Here is a 14,162-nt window from a genome sequence, read left to right on the forward strand (position 1 = left end):
GCCGACCCCGTCCGGTTCGCCGTTCCGTACAAATTAATGCAAGCGCGCTTGATTGTTTTTGGGGGCGCTGCCATGCTCCACCCCATGGCCGACCCGACCCCCGTGCTCGACGATCTCCGTGCCGAAAGCGACGAACTCGACCGGCTGGTAGCCGAGTTGGGGCCGGAGCAGTGGACGCTGCCGACGCCCGCCGTCGGCTGGACCGTCGCCCATCAGATCGCGCACCTCGCCTGGACCGACCGCTCCTCCGTGCTGGCCGTGACCGATCAGGGCGCCTTCGCCCGTGAGGTGGAGAAGGCGCTGGCCGAACCCGGGGACTTCGTCGACAACGGTGCGCAGGAGGGGGCCGATAAGCCGCCCGCGCGGTTGCTCGCGGACTGGCGGGCCGGCCGTGAGGCTCTGGCGGACGCCCTGCGGGCAGCGCCCGCGGGGGCGCGTTTCCCGTGGTACGGGCCGCCCATGTCCGCCGCTTCCATGGCGACCGCCCGGCTGATGGAGACCTGGGCGCACGGCCTGGACGTGGCGGACGCGCTGGGCGTGGCGGCCGTGCCCACCGACCGGCTCCGGCACATCGTCCGCCTCGGCGTCCGCACCCGGGACTTCGCCTTCGGCATGCACGGACTGCCCACGCCGTTCGAGGAGTTCCGCGTCGAACTTACCGGCCCCTCGGGCGAGTTGTGGACATACGGGCCGCCGGACGCCGACGATCGCGTCACCGGCACCGCCCTCGACTTCTGCCGCCTGGTCACCCAGCGCGCCCACCGCGACGACCTCGCCCTGCACGCCGAAGGCCCCGACGCCGACCAGTGGCTGGACGTCGCCCAGGCCTTCGCGGGCCCGCCCGGCAAGGGCCGTCCGCCGAAGGGGACGGCCTCGTGAGCGTCCTGCGGGTGGGCAACGCCTCCGGCTTCTACGGCGACCGCTTCGACGCGATGCGCGAGATGCTCACCGGCGGCGAACTCGACGTCCTCACCGGCGACTACCTCGCCGAGCTCACCATGCTGATCCTCGGCCGGGACCGGCTGAAGGACCCGTCCGCCGGATACGCCCGTACGTTTCTGCGGCAGTTGGAGGAGTCCCTCGGCCTCGCTCACGAGCGCGGCGTCCGGATCGTCACCAACGCCGGCGGCCTCAATCCGGCAGGACTCGCCGACGCCGTACGGCGGTTGGCCGACCGGCTCGGCATCCCCGTTCGGGTCGCGCACGTCGAGGGCGACGACCTCACCCCCGGCCATCCCGGCAGCCTCACCGCCCACGCCTACCTCGGCGGCTTCGGCATCGCCGCCTGTCTGCGGGCGGGCGCGGACGTCGTCGTCACCGGAAGGGTCACCGACGCGGCCCTCGTCACCGGCCCCGCCGCCGCCCACTTCGGCTGGCAGCCGGGGGAGTACGACCGGCTCGCGGGCGCCGTCGTCGCCGGACACGTCCTGGAGTGCGGGACGCAGGCCACCGGCGGCAACTACGCCTTCTTCCGGGACGCGAGCCGGGCCGGCCGTGAGCTGCGCCGCCCCGGCTTCCCCGTCGCCGAGATCCACGCCGACGGCAGCTGCGTCATCACCAAGCACCCCGGCAGCGGCGGGCTCGTCGACGTCGGCACGGTCACCGCCCAACTGCTGTACGAGACCGGCGCCGCCCGGTACGCGGGACCCGACGTCACCGCCCGCCTGGACACCGTACGGCTCACCCAGGACGGCCCCGACCGGGTACGGATCGACGGCGTGCGCGGCGAGGCCCCGCCCCCGACGCTCAAGGTCGGTCGCACCCGCATCGGCGGCTTCCGCAACGAGGTCGTCTTCGTGCTCACCGGCCTCGACATCGAGGCCAAGGCGGCGCTGGTGCGCGAGCAGATGACGGATGTCCTCACCAAGAACCTTCCTGAGGAAGTCCGTTGGGAGCTGGTCCGCACGGACCGGCCCGACGCCGACACCGAGGAGACGGCGAGCGCGCTGCTGCGACTCGTCGTACGCGATCCCGAACAGGCCGTCGTGGGGCGGGCGTTGAGTGGCGCGGCCGTGGAACTGGCGCTGGCGAGCTACCCCGGCTTCCATGTCCTCGCCCCGCCGGGGAAGGGCTCCCCCTACGGCATCTTCGAAGCCGCGTACGTCCCCCAGGGTGAGGTCGCGCACCTGGCCGTCCTCGCCGACGGGCGCCGCATTCCCGTGGCCCCGGCCACCGACACCCTCGTACTCGATGACGTACCGGAACCCCCGCTTCCCGATCCGCTGCCGGACGGACCCGTACGGCGCGCCCCCCTCGGGCTGGTCGCGGGCGCCCGCAGCGGCGACAAGGGCGGGGACGCCAACGTCGGGGTGTGGGCGCGCACGGACGAGGCGTGGCGATGGCTCGCCCACACGCTGACCGCCGACCGGTTCCGCGAGCTCGTGCCCGAGAGCCGTGAGCTGACGGTCACCCGGCACGTCCTGCCCTCGCTCCGTGCCCTGAACTTCGTCGTCGAGGGCATCCTCGGCGCCGGCGTCGCCGCACAGCACCGCTTCGACCCCCAGGCCAAGGCGCTCGGCGAATGGCTGCGCTCCCGCCGCCTGGACATCCCGGAGGCCCTCCTTTGACGGTCATCACGTCCGCCCTGGACACCCACGGCCCCGACCATCGCGCCCATCGCGAGGCCATGCTCGGCAAGCTCGCCGACCTCCACGCCGAGCACGCGAAGGCGCTGGCGGGGGGCGGCGAGAAGTACGTCGCCAGGCACCGCGCGCGCGGCAAGCTCCTCGCCCGCGAGCGCATCGAGCTGCTCCTCGACCCCGACACGCCCTTTCTTGAGCTGTCGCCGCTGGCGGCCTGGGGGAGCGACTACACGGTCGGCGCGTCGCTCGTCACCGGCATCGGGGTCGTCGAGGGCGTGGAGTGCCTGATCACCGCCAACGATCCGACCGTGCGCGGCGGCGCCAGCAACCCCTGGTCGCTGAAGAAGGCCCTGCGCGCCAACGACATCGCCCTCGCCAACCGGCTGCCCTGCATCAGCCTGGTCGAGTCGGGCGGCGCCGACCTGCCCTCGCAGAAGGAGATCTTCATCCCCGGCGGCGCCGTCTTCCGGGACCTGACGCGGCTCTCGGCGGCCGGGATCGCGACCGTCGCGGTCGTCTTCGGCAACTCCACGGCCGGCGGCGCCTACGTCCCCGGCATGTCCGACCACGTGATCATGGTCAAGGAGCGGGCGAAGGTGTTCCTCGGCGGTCCGCCCCTGGTGAAGATGGCCACCGGGGAGGAGAGCGACGACGAGTCCCTGGGCGGCGCGGAGATGCACGCGCGCGTGTCCGGTCTCGCCGACCACTTCGCCGTCGACGAGCGGGACGCCCTGCGGCAGGCACGCCGCGTGGTGGCCCGCCTCAACCACCGCAAGGCGTACGAGGATCCCGGCCCGGCCGTACCCCCCAAGTATGACGAGGAAGAGCTCCTGGGGATCGTCCCGGACGATCTGCGCACCCCCTTCGACCCGCGCGAGGTGATCGCCCGGATCGTCGACGCCTCCGACTTCGACGAGTTCAAACCCCTGTACGGGACGAGCCTCGTCACCGGCTGGGCGACCCTGCACGGCTATCCCGTCGGCATCCTGGCGAACGCCCAAGGGGTCCTGTTCAGCGCGGAGTCCCAGAAGGCCGCCCAGTTCATCCAGCTCGCCAACCAGCGCGACATCCCGCTGCTCTTCCTGCACAACACCACCGGCTACATGGTCGGCCGCGAGTATGAGCAGGGCGGCATCATCAAGCACGGCGCGATGATGATCAACGCGGTCTCCAACTCGAAGGTCCCGCACCTGTCCGTCCTTATGGGCGCGTCCTACGGCGCCGGCCACTACGGCATGTGCGGGCGCGCCTACGACCCCCGCTTCCTGTTCGCCTGGCCCAGCGCCAAGTCGGCGGTGATGGGCCCGCAGCAGCTCGCGGGCGTGCTGTCGATCGTCGCCCGCCAGTCCGCGGCCGCCAAGGGGCAGCCCTACGACGAGGACGCCGACGCCGCCCTGCGCGCCATGGTCGAGCAGCAGATCGAGGCGGAGTCGCTGCCGAAGTTCCTGTCGGGGCGGCTGTACGACGACGGCGTCATCGACCCGCGCGACACCCGCACGGTCCTGGGCCTGTGCCTGTCGGCCATCCACACGGCGCCGTACGAGGGTGCGCGCGGCGGCTTCGGCGTCTTCCGGATGTGAGGGATCAGATCACGTGATCGGGACTGTACTTGTGGCCAACCGCGGCGAGATCGCCTGCCGCATCGTCCGGACCTGCGGTGAGTTGGGAATCCGGACGGTCGCCGTGCACTCGGACGCCGACGGGAACGCGCTCCACGCGCGCGGGGCCGACACGGCGGTTCGACTGCCGGGAGCGGCGCCCGCGGAGACCTATCTGCGCGCCGACCTCATCGTGAAGGCGGCCGTCGCCGCGGGCGCGGACGCCGTCCACCCCGGCTACGGCTTCCTCTCCGAGAACGCCGACTTCGCGCGCGCGGTCCTGGACGCGGGCCTGGTCTGGATCGGCCCGCCGCCGCAGGCGATCGAGGCGATGGCCTCCAAGACCCGCGCGAAGCAGCTCTTGGGGCTCGCGCCGTTGGCCCCGGACGAGGTGACGGACGCCGACCTGCCGGTGCTGGTGAAGGCCGCCGCGGGCGGCGGAGGGCGCGGAATGCGCGTCGTGCGCCGCCTGGAGGATCTGAGCGCCGCGCTGGACGGCGCGCGCGCGGAGGCCGCGAGCGCCTTCGGTGACGGCGAGGTGTTCGTCGAGCCGTACGTCGACAACGGCCGCCACGTCGAGGTGCAGATCCTCGCCGACACCCACGGCACGGTGTGGGCGCTGGGCACCCGCGACTGCTCCCTCCAGCGACGGCACCAGAAGGTCGTCGAGGAGGCGCCGGCGCCCGCACTGCCGCAGGACCTCACGGAGGAACTGCACGCGCTCGCCGTCCGCGCCGCACGCGCCGTGGACTACGCGGGCGCGGGCACGGTCGAGTTCCTCGTCGCGGACGGCCGGGCGCACTTCCTGGAGATGAACACCCGCCTCCAGGTCGAACACCCCGTCACCGAGGCCGTCTTCGGCCTCGACCTGGTGGCGGAGCAGATCCGGATCGCGGAGGGCGCCGCGCTGGCCCCCGAGCCCCCACGCGCGCGTGGCCACGCCGTCGAGGCCCGCCTCTACGCCGAGGACCCGGCGCACGACTGGACCCCCCAGACCGGCACCCTGCACCGCCTGGCCGTCCCCGCGGGCGTCCGCCTGGACACGGGCTACGAGGACGGCGACCCGATCGGCGTGCACTACGACGCCATGCTCGCCAAGATCGTCGCCCACGCCCCCACGCGCGCGGAGGCCGTCCGCAAGCTCGCGGGCGCCCTGGAACGCACCGTCCTGCACGGCCCGGCCACCAACCGCGACCTCCTCGTCCGCTCCCTGCGCCACGAGGAGTTCACGTCCGCCCGCATGGATACCGGCTTCTACGACCGTCACCTGCCCGAACTGACGGCCGTGCCCGCCGACCCGCACGCCCCGCTCGCCGCCGCGCTCGCCGAAGCGCGTACCGGGTCCCGGTTCGGCGGCTGGCGCAACCTGCCGTCCCAGCCGCAGACCAAGCGGTACGCGAGGGGCGGCGAGGAGATCGAGATCGCCTACCGGCACACACGGAGGGGCCTCACGGCAGAGGGCGTCCAGGTCGTGCACGCGGACCCGACCCTGGTCGTCCTGGAGATCGACGGCGTACGACGCCGCTTCGACGTCGCCCGCTACGGCGACCAGGTCCACGTCAACGCCACCACCCTCACGGCCCTGCCCCGCTTCCCCGCCCCGGCGATCCAGCACGCCCCCGGCTCCCTCCTGGCACCCATGCCGGGAACGATCGTCAAGCTCGCGCAAGGTCTCATCACCGGATCGAGTGTCCAGGCGGGCGAACCGATCGTCTGGCTCGAAGCGATGAAGATGCAACACGTCATTTCGGCACCGGTGACGGGGACGCTGACGGCTCTACCGGTGACGGCAGGACAGCAAGTGGAACTCGGCACTCTGCTGGCGGTAGTGCAGGACACCTAGGGGCGCGGGGCCGCATCGACATGCGGTTCCACCGCGCGAGCGCGCTCAGCCACAGCGGACCCGCACCTTCAAGGAGCCACCATGACCACCCTCATCGAAACCGACGAACACAAGGCACTCCGAGCAGCGGTGTCAGCCTTCGCGAAAAGCCACGACCACGACACCAGAACCCTCTGGCAGGAAGCCGCGGGGCTCGGCTACATCGGCGTCAACCTGCCGGAGGAATACGGCGGCGGCGGTGGCGGCATCGCCGAACTCTCCCTCGTCCTGGAAGAGCTGGGCGCCGCGGGCAACCCCCTCCTCATGATGATCGTCTCCCCGGCGATCTGCGGCACCGTGATCGCCCGCTTCGGCACGGAAACCCAGAAACAGCAGTGGCTCCCCGCACTGGCGGACGGCTCCCGCCTCATGGCCTTCGGCATCACCGAACCCGACGCCGGCTCCAACAGCCACCGCATCACCACGACGGCCCGCCGCGACAGCGCGAGCGGCGACTGGCTGCTCACCGGCCGCAAGGTCTTCGTGTCCGGCGTGGACATGGCCGACGCCACCCTGGTCGTCGGCCGCACGGAAGACGCCCGCACGGGCAGCCTCAAGCCCTGCCTGTTCATCGTCCCACGCGACGCCCCCGGCTTCACCCGCCGCCGCATCGACATGGAACTGCACGGCACGGAGAAACAGTTCGAACTGACCCTGGACGACGTACGGCTCCCCGCCGACGCACTCGTCGGCGACGAGGACGCCGGCCTGCAGCAGCTCTTCGCCGGCCTCAACCCCGAACGCATCATGACGGCCGCGTTCGCGATCGGCATGGGCCGCCACGCACTCGCCAAAGCGATCCGGTACGCGCGCGACCGCACCGTCTGGAAAACCCCGATCGGCGCCCACCAGGCCATCGCACACCCCCTCGCACAGGCCCACATCGACCTCGAACTGGCCCGCCTGATGATGCAGAAGGCAGCCCACCTGTACGACGCGGGGGACGACATCGGCGCCGGCGAGGCCGCCAACATGGCCAAGTACGCGGCCGGGGAGGCCTGTGTGAAAGCGGTCGACCAGGCCGTGCACACCCTCGGCGGCAACGGCCTCACACACGAGTTCGGCCTCGCCCGGCTGATAACGGCCTCCCGGGTGGCTCGTATCGCCCCGGTGAGCCGGGAGATGATTCTCAACTACGTCTCCCACCAGACCCTGGGCCTGCCCAAGTCGTACTGACCCGCCTGGGTACCGACCCGCCTTGGAGGAACCGTGTTCCGCAGCGAGTACGCAGACGTCCCGCACGTAGAACTCCCCATCCATGACGCCGTGCTGGGCCGCGCCGCCGAGTTCGGCGAACTGCCCGCGCTCGTCGACGGCACGGACGGCACCACCCTCACCTACGACCAGCTGGACCGCTTCCACCGCCGGGTCGCCGCCGCACTCGCCGACGCCGGCGTCCGCAAGGGCGACGTCCTCGCCCTGCACAGCCCCAACACCGTCGCGTTCCCGATCGCGTTCTACGCCGCCACACGCGCGGGCGCCACCGTCACCACCGTGCACCCGCTCGCCACCGCCGAGGAGTTCGCCAAACAGCTCGGCGACTCGGCCGCACGCTGGATCGTCACCGTCTCACCCCTGCTCCAGACCGCCCGGCGCGCGGCCGAACTCGCCGGCGGCGTCGAGGAGATCTTCGTCTGCGACAACGCGAGCGGACACCGCTCGCTGATCGACATGCTCGGCTCCACAGCCCCCGAGCCACAGGTGGACATCGACCCGACGGCGGACGTCGCGGCCCTGCCCTACTCCTCCGGCACCACCGGCACCCCCAAGGGCGTCATGCTCACCCACCGGCAGATCGCCACCAACCTCGACCAGCTACGGGCGGTGATCTCCGCGGGCCCCGGCGAACGCATCCTCGCCGTACTGCCCTTCTTCCACATCTACGGCCTCACCGCCCTGATGAACGCACCCCTGCGCCAGGGCGCCACCGTCGTCGTGCTGCCCCGCTTCGACCTGGAGACGTTCCTCGCGGCCATCCAGACCCACCGCATCACCGCCCTCTACGTGGCCCCGCCGATCGTCCTCGCCCTCGCCAAACACCCGGCCGTCGCCCAGTACGACCTGTCGTCGCTGCGATACGTCATCTGCTCCGCCGCACCCCTGGACGCCGAACTCGCCGCGGCCTGCGCCGAACGCCTCGACCTGCCGCCCCTCGGCCAGGCCTACGGCATGACGGAACTGTCCCCCGGCACCCACGTCGTCCCGCTCGACGCCATGCGCGAAGCCCCCGCCGGCACCGTCGGCAACTCATCGCCGGCACCGAGATGCGCATCGTCTCCCTCGACGACCCCGGCAAGGACCTCGGCGTCGGCGAACCCGGCGAGATCCTCATCCGGGGACCCCAGATCATGAAGGGCTACCTGGGCCGCCCCGACGCCACCGCCGCCATGATCGACGCCGACGGCTGGCTGCACACCGGCGACGTCGGGCACATCGACGCCGACGGCTGGCTGTTCGTTGTCGACCGCGTCAAGGAACTCATCAAGTACAAGGGCTTTCAGGTCGCCCCCGCCGAACTCGAAGCGCTCCTGCTCACCCACCCCGGCATAGCGGACGCCGCCGTCATCGGCGTCTACAACGACGACGGCAACGAAGTCCCGCACGCCTACGTGGTCCGCCAGCCGACCTCCCCCGACCTCTCCGAAGGAGAGATCGCCATGTACGTCGCCGAACGCGTCGCCCCCTACAAGCGCGTCCGCGAGGTCACCTTCATCGACACCGTGCCGCGCGCCGTCTCCGGGAAGATACTCCGCCGGCAACTGAGGGAACGCGCATGACGACACCCAGGACGGCGCCCCTCATCGGCCGCACCCGTGAACGGGGCATCGAGACCCTCAGCCTCGACTCGCCCGCCACCCGCAACGCCCTCTCCCACGCCCTCGTCACCGAACTGACCGACGCGCTCACCAACTGCCACAAGGACGACGACATACGCGCCGTCGTCCTCACCCACACCGGCAACACCTTCAGCGCAGGCGCCGACCTCAAGGACCCGCCGCGCCCCAAGGCGGTACCCGGACTGCTCCAGCAGATCCTCGAGCTGCGCAAGCCCGTGGTGGCCCGGGTCGCCGGGCACGTCAGGGCGGGCGGCCTGGGACTGCTCGGCGCCTGCGACATCGCGATCGCCTCCGAGACGTCGACGTTCGCGTTCACCGAAGTACGCATCGGAGTCGCGCCCGCCGTCATCTCGCTGCCCCTGCTGCCCCGCGTCGACCCACGCGCCCTCACCCGCTACTGCCTCACCGGAGAGACCTTCGGCGCCGCCGAAGCGGCCCGCATCGGCCTCGTCACCCAGTCCGCCGGCGACACCGACCTCGACGAGGCCCTCGCACCCGTCCTCGACGGCCTGCGGCGGGCCTCACCCAAAGCCCTGGCCAGGACGAAGAAGCTGCTCACGGCTAAGGTGCTGGAGGCGTTCGTCGAGGACGTGGGCTCGATGACCTGGCTCTCGGCCTCGTTGTTCGCCGGCCGCGACGCCCGCGAGGGAATGGCGGCCTTCCTCGAACGACGGGATCCCCCATGGGTGCTGTGACCACAGCCGCACATCTGCCCGGCGACCGCGGCCCCGGCGACCGCGGCCCGGCCGACCGGGCCCCCAAGCAGGACCGCAGCCGCGCCACCCGGCAGCGGCTCCTGGAAGCCGCCGTCGCCTGTCTCGCCGAACACGGCTGGGCAGGCTCCACGGTCTTGGTCGTCGCCGAACGCGCAGGCGTCTCCCGGGGCGCCGCCCAGCACCACTTCCCCACCCGCGAAGACCTGTTCACCGCGGCCGTCGAGTACGTCGCCGAGGAACGCTCCTGCGCGTTGCGCGCACTGTTCCCCCAGGGCGCCACCGGCGATCGCCGCGCGGTCGTCACCGCCCTCGTCGACCTCTACACCGGCCCCCTCTTCCGCGCCGCCCTGCACCTGTGGGTGGCCGCCTCCAACGAGGAACCACTACGCCCGCGCGTGACCGAACTGGAGGCCCGCGTAGGCCGCGAAACCCACCGCATAGCCGTGGAACTGCTCGGCGCCGACGAGACCGCGCCCGGCGTCCGCGAGACCGTCCAGGGCCTGCTGGACATGGCCCGCGGCCTCGGCCTCGCCAACCTCCTCACCGACGACGCGGCGCGCCGCGACCGGGTGGTGGCGCAGTGGGCGGGGCTGCTGGAGCAGACGCTGGGCTGATCGCCCACGTCGGCCGGCGGGCCCGTTGTCAGTGGCACGGCTTACGGTTCGGGCATGGGGGACACCTACCAGACGATCGTCGACCGTTACGCGGGTCCACAGGACGCACCGAGCCTCGCCCGGCCCGTGGTGGAGTGGCTCGTGGCCGAGGGCATCGTGCTCGCCGAGGCGGAGCCCGGCTGGGCCCTGGGGGACGACCCGGCCCACCCACCCGGCCCCAACTGGCACAAGGCGGTCACCCACGCCCGCTGGGGCGCTCCGGAGGGCGTCGCCGTCCACACCGAACGGCACGTCTTCTACAGCAACTTCAACACCAACCAGGGGGCGACGGCGATCTGCCCGCGCTGCGGGACGGCCGCCGATCCCGACGACCCGGTCTGGTCGTCGCACATGTCCACCGTGATGGACGTCTGGTACGAAACGGGCACGGCCGACGCCGAGTGTGCCTTCTGCGCCGCGTCCGCCCCACTGCCCGAGTGGGACTGGACCGACGACCACCTGGCCTTCGTCCACCTCGGCTTCCAGTTCTGGAACTGGCCCACGCTCAGCGAGGACTTCCGCGCCCGAATGGGCGAGTTGCTGGGCGGGCGCCGTACGGCGTTCCTGCCGGGCAAGGTCTGACGCCCCGAGGGGCCACCGCCTCAGGGCGCCTCAGGCCGCCTCAGGGACTGAGCCGCTCCACCCGCCAGGTCCCGTCCGCCTCCGCCACATACCGCAACCGGTCGTGCAGCCGGTTCAGTCGGCCCTGCCAGAACTCCACCGACTCCGGCGCCACCCGGAAACCACCCCAGTGCGGTGGCACCGGCACCTGCTCGCCCTCCGGGTAGCGGGCCGCCAGCTCGGCGTACGAGGCGTCGAGGTCGGCCCGGGTGGCGATCACCGACGACTGGGCGCTGGCCCACGCCCCGAGCTGCGAGCCGTGCGGCCGGGTCCGGAAGTACGCGGCGGTCTCGTCCCGCCCGGTACGCCGCGCCACGCCCCGCACGATGACCTGCCGGGCCATCGGATGCCACGGAAAGAGCAGCGAGACGTACGGATTCTCGGCGAGATCGAGGGCCTTGCGGGAGTCGTAGTTGGTGTAGAAGACGAAACCCTGCTCGTCGAACTGCTTCAACAGCACCGTACGGGAGCTGGGCCGCCCCTCGGCGTCTGCGGTGGAGACGACCATGGCGTTCGGCTCGAAGAGCTGGGCCTCGACGGCCGCGTCCTTGAACCAGCGGGCGAACTGCTCCACCGGCGTGGCGGCCAGCTCGGCCTCGGTGAACCCCTCGGCCCGGTACTGCTTGCGCATCGCGGCGGGGTCGGGAACGGGGCCGGGAGAGACGGCGTCTGCGTCGGTCACAAGGTCATCCTGCCGTATGCCCCACCACCGCACCCCACACCATCGAAGGTGGCACTGAGTGCCGCAACCACTCCCCAAAGGTGGCACTCAGGGATATGGTGCAGATGCCATCCCAGTGGGGTGACCGTCCGCCCCACGGGGCATCACTGGGGTGGCCGCCCACGACCGCGAGTCCCCCAGGACCGCGGATCCACCGGAGCCGTCCGTCGCACACATCACGAGGAGCCGCCTGATGTCCGACTTCGTACCCGGGCTCGAAGGAGTCGTCGCGTTCGAGACGGAGATCGCCGAACCGGACAAGGAGGGCGGCGCCCTGCGATACCGGGGCGTCGACATCGAGGACCTGGTCGGCCATGTCTCCTTCGGCAACGTCTGGGGGCTGCTCGTCGACGGGGCCTTCAACCCCGGACTGCCGCCCGCCGAACCCTTCCCGATCCCCGTCCACTCCGGCGACATCCGCGTCGACGTCCAGTCCGCGCTCGCCATGCTCGCACCCGTCTGGGGCCTCAAACCTCTCCTCGACATCGACGCCGAGCACGCCCGCGAGGACCTCGCCCGCGCCGCCGTCATGGCCCTCTCCTACGTCGCCCAGTCCGCCCGTGGCCAAGGCCGCCCCATGGTCCCGCAGCGGGAGATCGACAAAGCCCAGTCCGTCGTCGAACGCTTCATGATCCGCTGGCGCGGCGAACCGGACCCCAAGCATGTGGCGGCCGTCGACGCCTACTGGACCTCGGCCGCCGAACACGGCATGAACGCCTCCACCTTCACCGCACGCGTCATCGCCTCCACCGGCGCCGACGTCGCCGCGGCCCTCTCCGGCGCCGTGGGAGCCATGTCGGGCCCGCTGCACGGCGGCGCCCCCTCCCGCGTCCTCGGCATGATCGAGGAGATCGAACGCACCGGCGACGCGGAGGCCTACGTCAAACAGGCCCTCGACAAGGGCGAGCGCCTCATGGGCTTCGGCCACCGCGTCTACCGCGCCGAGGACCCACGCGCGCGCGTACTGCGCCGCACCGCCCGCGAACTGGGCGCACCCCGCTTCGAGATCGCCGAAGCCCTCGAGAAGGCCGCCCTCGCCGAACTCCACGCCCGCCGCCCGGACCGCGTCCTGGCGACGAACGTCGAGTTCTGGGCGGCCATCGTCCTGGACTTCGCCGAAGTCCCGGCACACATGTTCACCTCGATGTTCACCTGTGCCCGCACCGCCGGCTGGTCCGCGCACATCCTGGAACAGAAGCGCACCGGCCGCCTGGTCCGCCCGTCGGCCCGCTACATCGGCCCGGGCACCCGCAACCCCCAGGAGATCGAGGGCTACGACGACATCGCGAGCTGAGCCGCACCACGGGCCGTGCAGGTGATCACGCGGGGCTGAGCAGCTCCGCGTGATGCCGCTCGGCCACCAGCGGGTGCGCCCGCAACTTGCCCTTCAGCTCGTTGAAGCCGTACTCCGCGAACAGCGGGTTGGCCGGATCGTCGGTCACGCCGGGCGCGGCGGCGGCGTGCGGGAAGGGCAGCGGCTCGACCCGGGCGTCCAGACGCGGGTTGTAGAAGAACGGCACCGAGAACCGCTCCACCGCGCTCGGCGGCGACACGACCCGATGGTTGGTGGCGAGCAGATACCCGTTGGTCGCCACCTCCAGCAGTTCCCCGAGATTCACCACGAAGGCCCCCTCCAGCGGCGGCACATCATGGAACAGCCCGTCCTCCCGCTGTACCTGGAGCCCGCCCACCCGGTCCTGAAGCAGCAGCGTCAGGAAGCCGTAGTCCTTGTGAGCCCCCACCCCCTGACCGCCCCCGTCCCCCGCACTACCCGGATACCGCACGAGCTTCAGATGCGGATGCGCCCGCTCCCCGAACACCGCGTCGTAGAAGTCGACCGGCGCCCCGATCGCGGCGAGCAGCTCGTGCAGCAGTCGCTCCGCGACACCGCTGAGCCGCTCGACCCAGGCGAGCGCGGCACTCCGCAGCTCGGGCAACCCGGCGGGCCACTGATTGGGCCCCTGGAGCCACCAGTACGCGGGCTCACCCGGCCCCGGTATCCGCGCGGGCCGCTCCGCCCCGATGTCGAGCTGATCCCGCCAGTCCTGCCGACCGCCGGTCCGCTCGTCACCGGTCCGCGTGTACCCACGGAAGTGCGGCGAGTTCACATTGTCGATCGCGAGCCGCTGCTCCTCGGGCAACGCGAAGAACCGCCGCATGGCGGAGAGCAGCTCCTCCGTCTCCTCGGCGCTCACCCCATGCCCGACCAGCTGGAAGAACCCCACGTCGTGCGCGGCACTGTGCAACTGCGCATGCAGCAGCGCCCGCGCCTGGGGCCCGCGGTCGGCGGCGGAGAGATCGATGATCGGCAGTTGCTGATACGGCGGGTTCGTCGCGAGGGGTGTCACGTTCGTCATGATGCGTCCGTGGGTGTGCGGGGCCTGTGGCCGCCGTGGGTGGGGCGGCGCACGGGTGCCGGGCGGTCGGAGAAAGGAAAGTGCGAAAACGCGGCGGCGGTGAACCGCGAAGGGGCTGGACGGGCTCAGATGGAGCGTCGACAGCCCATGCTCGTGACGCGGACGTAGTCCACATGGCGGCGTCGAACGAGCGAA

At 71.7% G+C, this 14,162-nt stretch carries 11 protein-coding genes and 1 pseudogene; 10 read left to right on the forward strand and 2 right to left on the reverse strand.

The window, feature by feature from the left end:
* The first annotated feature begins 84 nt into the window (after nt 1-84).
* The 9 genes and pseudogenes from B5557_RS24945 (at nt 85) to B5557_RS24985 (ending at nt 10,850) form a co-directional block, all read left to right on the forward strand.
* On the forward strand, nt 85-879 hold the full coding sequence (locus tag B5557_RS24945; protein ID WP_079664984.1) for a TIGR03084 family metal-binding protein: 795 nt from the start codon (nt 85-87) through the stop codon (nt 877-879).
* Nucleotides 876-2,567: an acyclic terpene utilization AtuA family protein gene (locus B5557_RS24950; protein ID WP_079661545.1), complete on the forward strand. Its 1,692-nt coding sequence runs from the start codon at nt 876-878 to the stop codon at nt 2,565-2,567. Before B5557_RS24945 ends, B5557_RS24950 begins: the two co-directional genes overlap by 4 nt.
* Nucleotides 2,564-4,162 carry an acyl-CoA carboxylase subunit beta gene (locus B5557_RS24955; RefSeq protein WP_079661546.1) on the forward strand — a complete coding sequence of 533 codons (1,599 nt, stop codon included), beginning with the start codon at nt 2,564-2,566 and terminating at the stop codon, nt 4,160-4,162. The genes B5557_RS24950 and B5557_RS24955 overlap by 4 nt, the downstream gene beginning before the upstream one ends.
* A gap of 13 nt (nt 4,163-4,175) precedes the next feature.
* A complete protein-coding gene (locus tag B5557_RS24960; RefSeq protein ID WP_079661547.1) occupies nt 4,176-6,023 on the forward strand; it encodes an acetyl/propionyl/methylcrotonyl-CoA carboxylase subunit alpha in 1,848 nt (615 codons plus the stop codon).
* A gap of 81 nt (nt 6,024-6,104) precedes the next feature.
* Nucleotides 6,105-7,238 (forward strand): acyl-CoA dehydrogenase family protein, encoded by a 1,134-nt coding sequence (locus B5557_RS24965; RefSeq protein WP_079661548.1) that lies wholly within the window; start codon nt 6,105-6,107, stop codon nt 7,236-7,238.
* Nucleotides 7,239-7,271: 33 nt separating this feature from the next.
* Nucleotides 7,272-8,839, forward strand: a pseudogene (locus B5557_RS24970) (4-coumarate--CoA ligase family protein).
* Nucleotides 8,836-9,594, forward strand: coding sequence for an enoyl-CoA hydratase family protein (locus tag B5557_RS24975; RefSeq protein ID WP_079661549.1), 759 nt, complete (start codon nt 8,836-8,838; stop codon nt 9,592-9,594). The pseudogene B5557_RS24970 and the gene B5557_RS24975 overlap by 4 nt, the downstream one beginning before the upstream one ends.
* Nucleotides 9,582-10,229, forward strand: coding sequence for a TetR/AcrR family transcriptional regulator (locus tag B5557_RS24980; RefSeq protein ID WP_079661550.1), 648 nt, complete (start codon nt 9,582-9,584; stop codon nt 10,227-10,229). The genes B5557_RS24975 and B5557_RS24980 overlap by 13 nt, the downstream gene beginning before the upstream one ends.
* Before the next feature lie 54 nt (nt 10,230-10,283).
* Nucleotides 10,284-10,850 (forward strand): hypothetical protein, encoded by a 567-nt coding sequence (locus B5557_RS24985; protein ID WP_079661551.1) that lies wholly within the window; start codon nt 10,284-10,286, stop codon nt 10,848-10,850.
* Nucleotides 10,851-10,890: 40 nt separating this feature from the next.
* On the opposite strand, the gene pdxH is transcribed toward B5557_RS24985, so the two are convergent.
* On the reverse strand, nt 10,891-11,571 hold the full coding sequence (pdxH, locus tag B5557_RS24990) for a pyridoxamine 5'-phosphate oxidase (protein WP_079661552.1): 681 nt from the start codon (nt 11,569-11,571) through the stop codon (nt 10,891-10,893).
* A 232-nt stretch (nt 11,572-11,803) separates the two neighbouring features.
* On the opposite strand from pdxH, the gene B5557_RS24995 reads away from it, so the two are divergent.
* Nucleotides 11,804-12,904, forward strand: coding sequence for a citrate synthase 2 (locus tag B5557_RS24995; protein WP_079661553.1), 1,101 nt, complete (start codon nt 11,804-11,806; stop codon nt 12,902-12,904).
* A 25-nt stretch (nt 12,905-12,929) separates the two neighbouring features.
* Here the strand turns inward: B5557_RS24995 and B5557_RS25000 are convergent, their stop codons facing one another.
* On the reverse strand, nt 12,930-13,967 hold the full coding sequence (locus tag B5557_RS25000; RefSeq protein WP_079661554.1) for an isopenicillin N synthase family dioxygenase: 1,038 nt from the start codon (nt 13,965-13,967) through the stop codon (nt 12,930-12,932).
* Between the last annotated feature and the right edge of the window lie 195 nt (nt 13,968-14,162).

It is taken from the genome of Streptomyces sp. 3214.6 (genome assembly GCF_900129855.1).
In the GTDB taxonomy this organism is placed as follows: Bacteria; Actinomycetota; Actinomycetes; order Streptomycetales; family Streptomycetaceae; genus Streptomyces; species Streptomyces soliscabiei.

Bases quoted from the DNA above. Each gene is read 5' to 3' on its own strand.
- B5557_RS24945 (WP_079664984.1), top strand. From the start codon at position 85: ATGGCCGACCCGACCCCCGTGCTCGACGATCTCCGTGCCGAAAGCGAC.
- B5557_RS24965 (WP_079661548.1), top strand. From the start codon at position 6,105: ATGACCACCCTCATCGAAACCGACGAACACAAGGCACTCCGAGCAGCG.
- B5557_RS24975 (WP_079661549.1), top strand. From the start codon at position 8,836: ATGACGACACCCAGGACGGCGCCCCTCATCGGCCGCACCCGTGAACGG.
- B5557_RS24980 (WP_079661550.1), top strand. From the start codon at position 9,582: ATGGGTGCTGTGACCACAGCCGCACATCTGCCCGGCGACCGCGGCCCC.
- B5557_RS24985 (WP_079661551.1), top strand. From the start codon at position 10,284: ATGGGGGACACCTACCAGACGATCGTCGACCGTTACGCGGGTCCACAG.
- B5557_RS24995 (WP_079661553.1), top strand. From the start codon at position 11,804: ATGTCCGACTTCGTACCCGGGCTCGAAGGAGTCGTCGCGTTCGAGACG.
- B5557_RS25000 (WP_079661554.1), bottom strand. From the start codon at position 13,967: ATGACGAACGTGACACCCCTCGCGACGAACCCGCCGTATCAGCAACTG.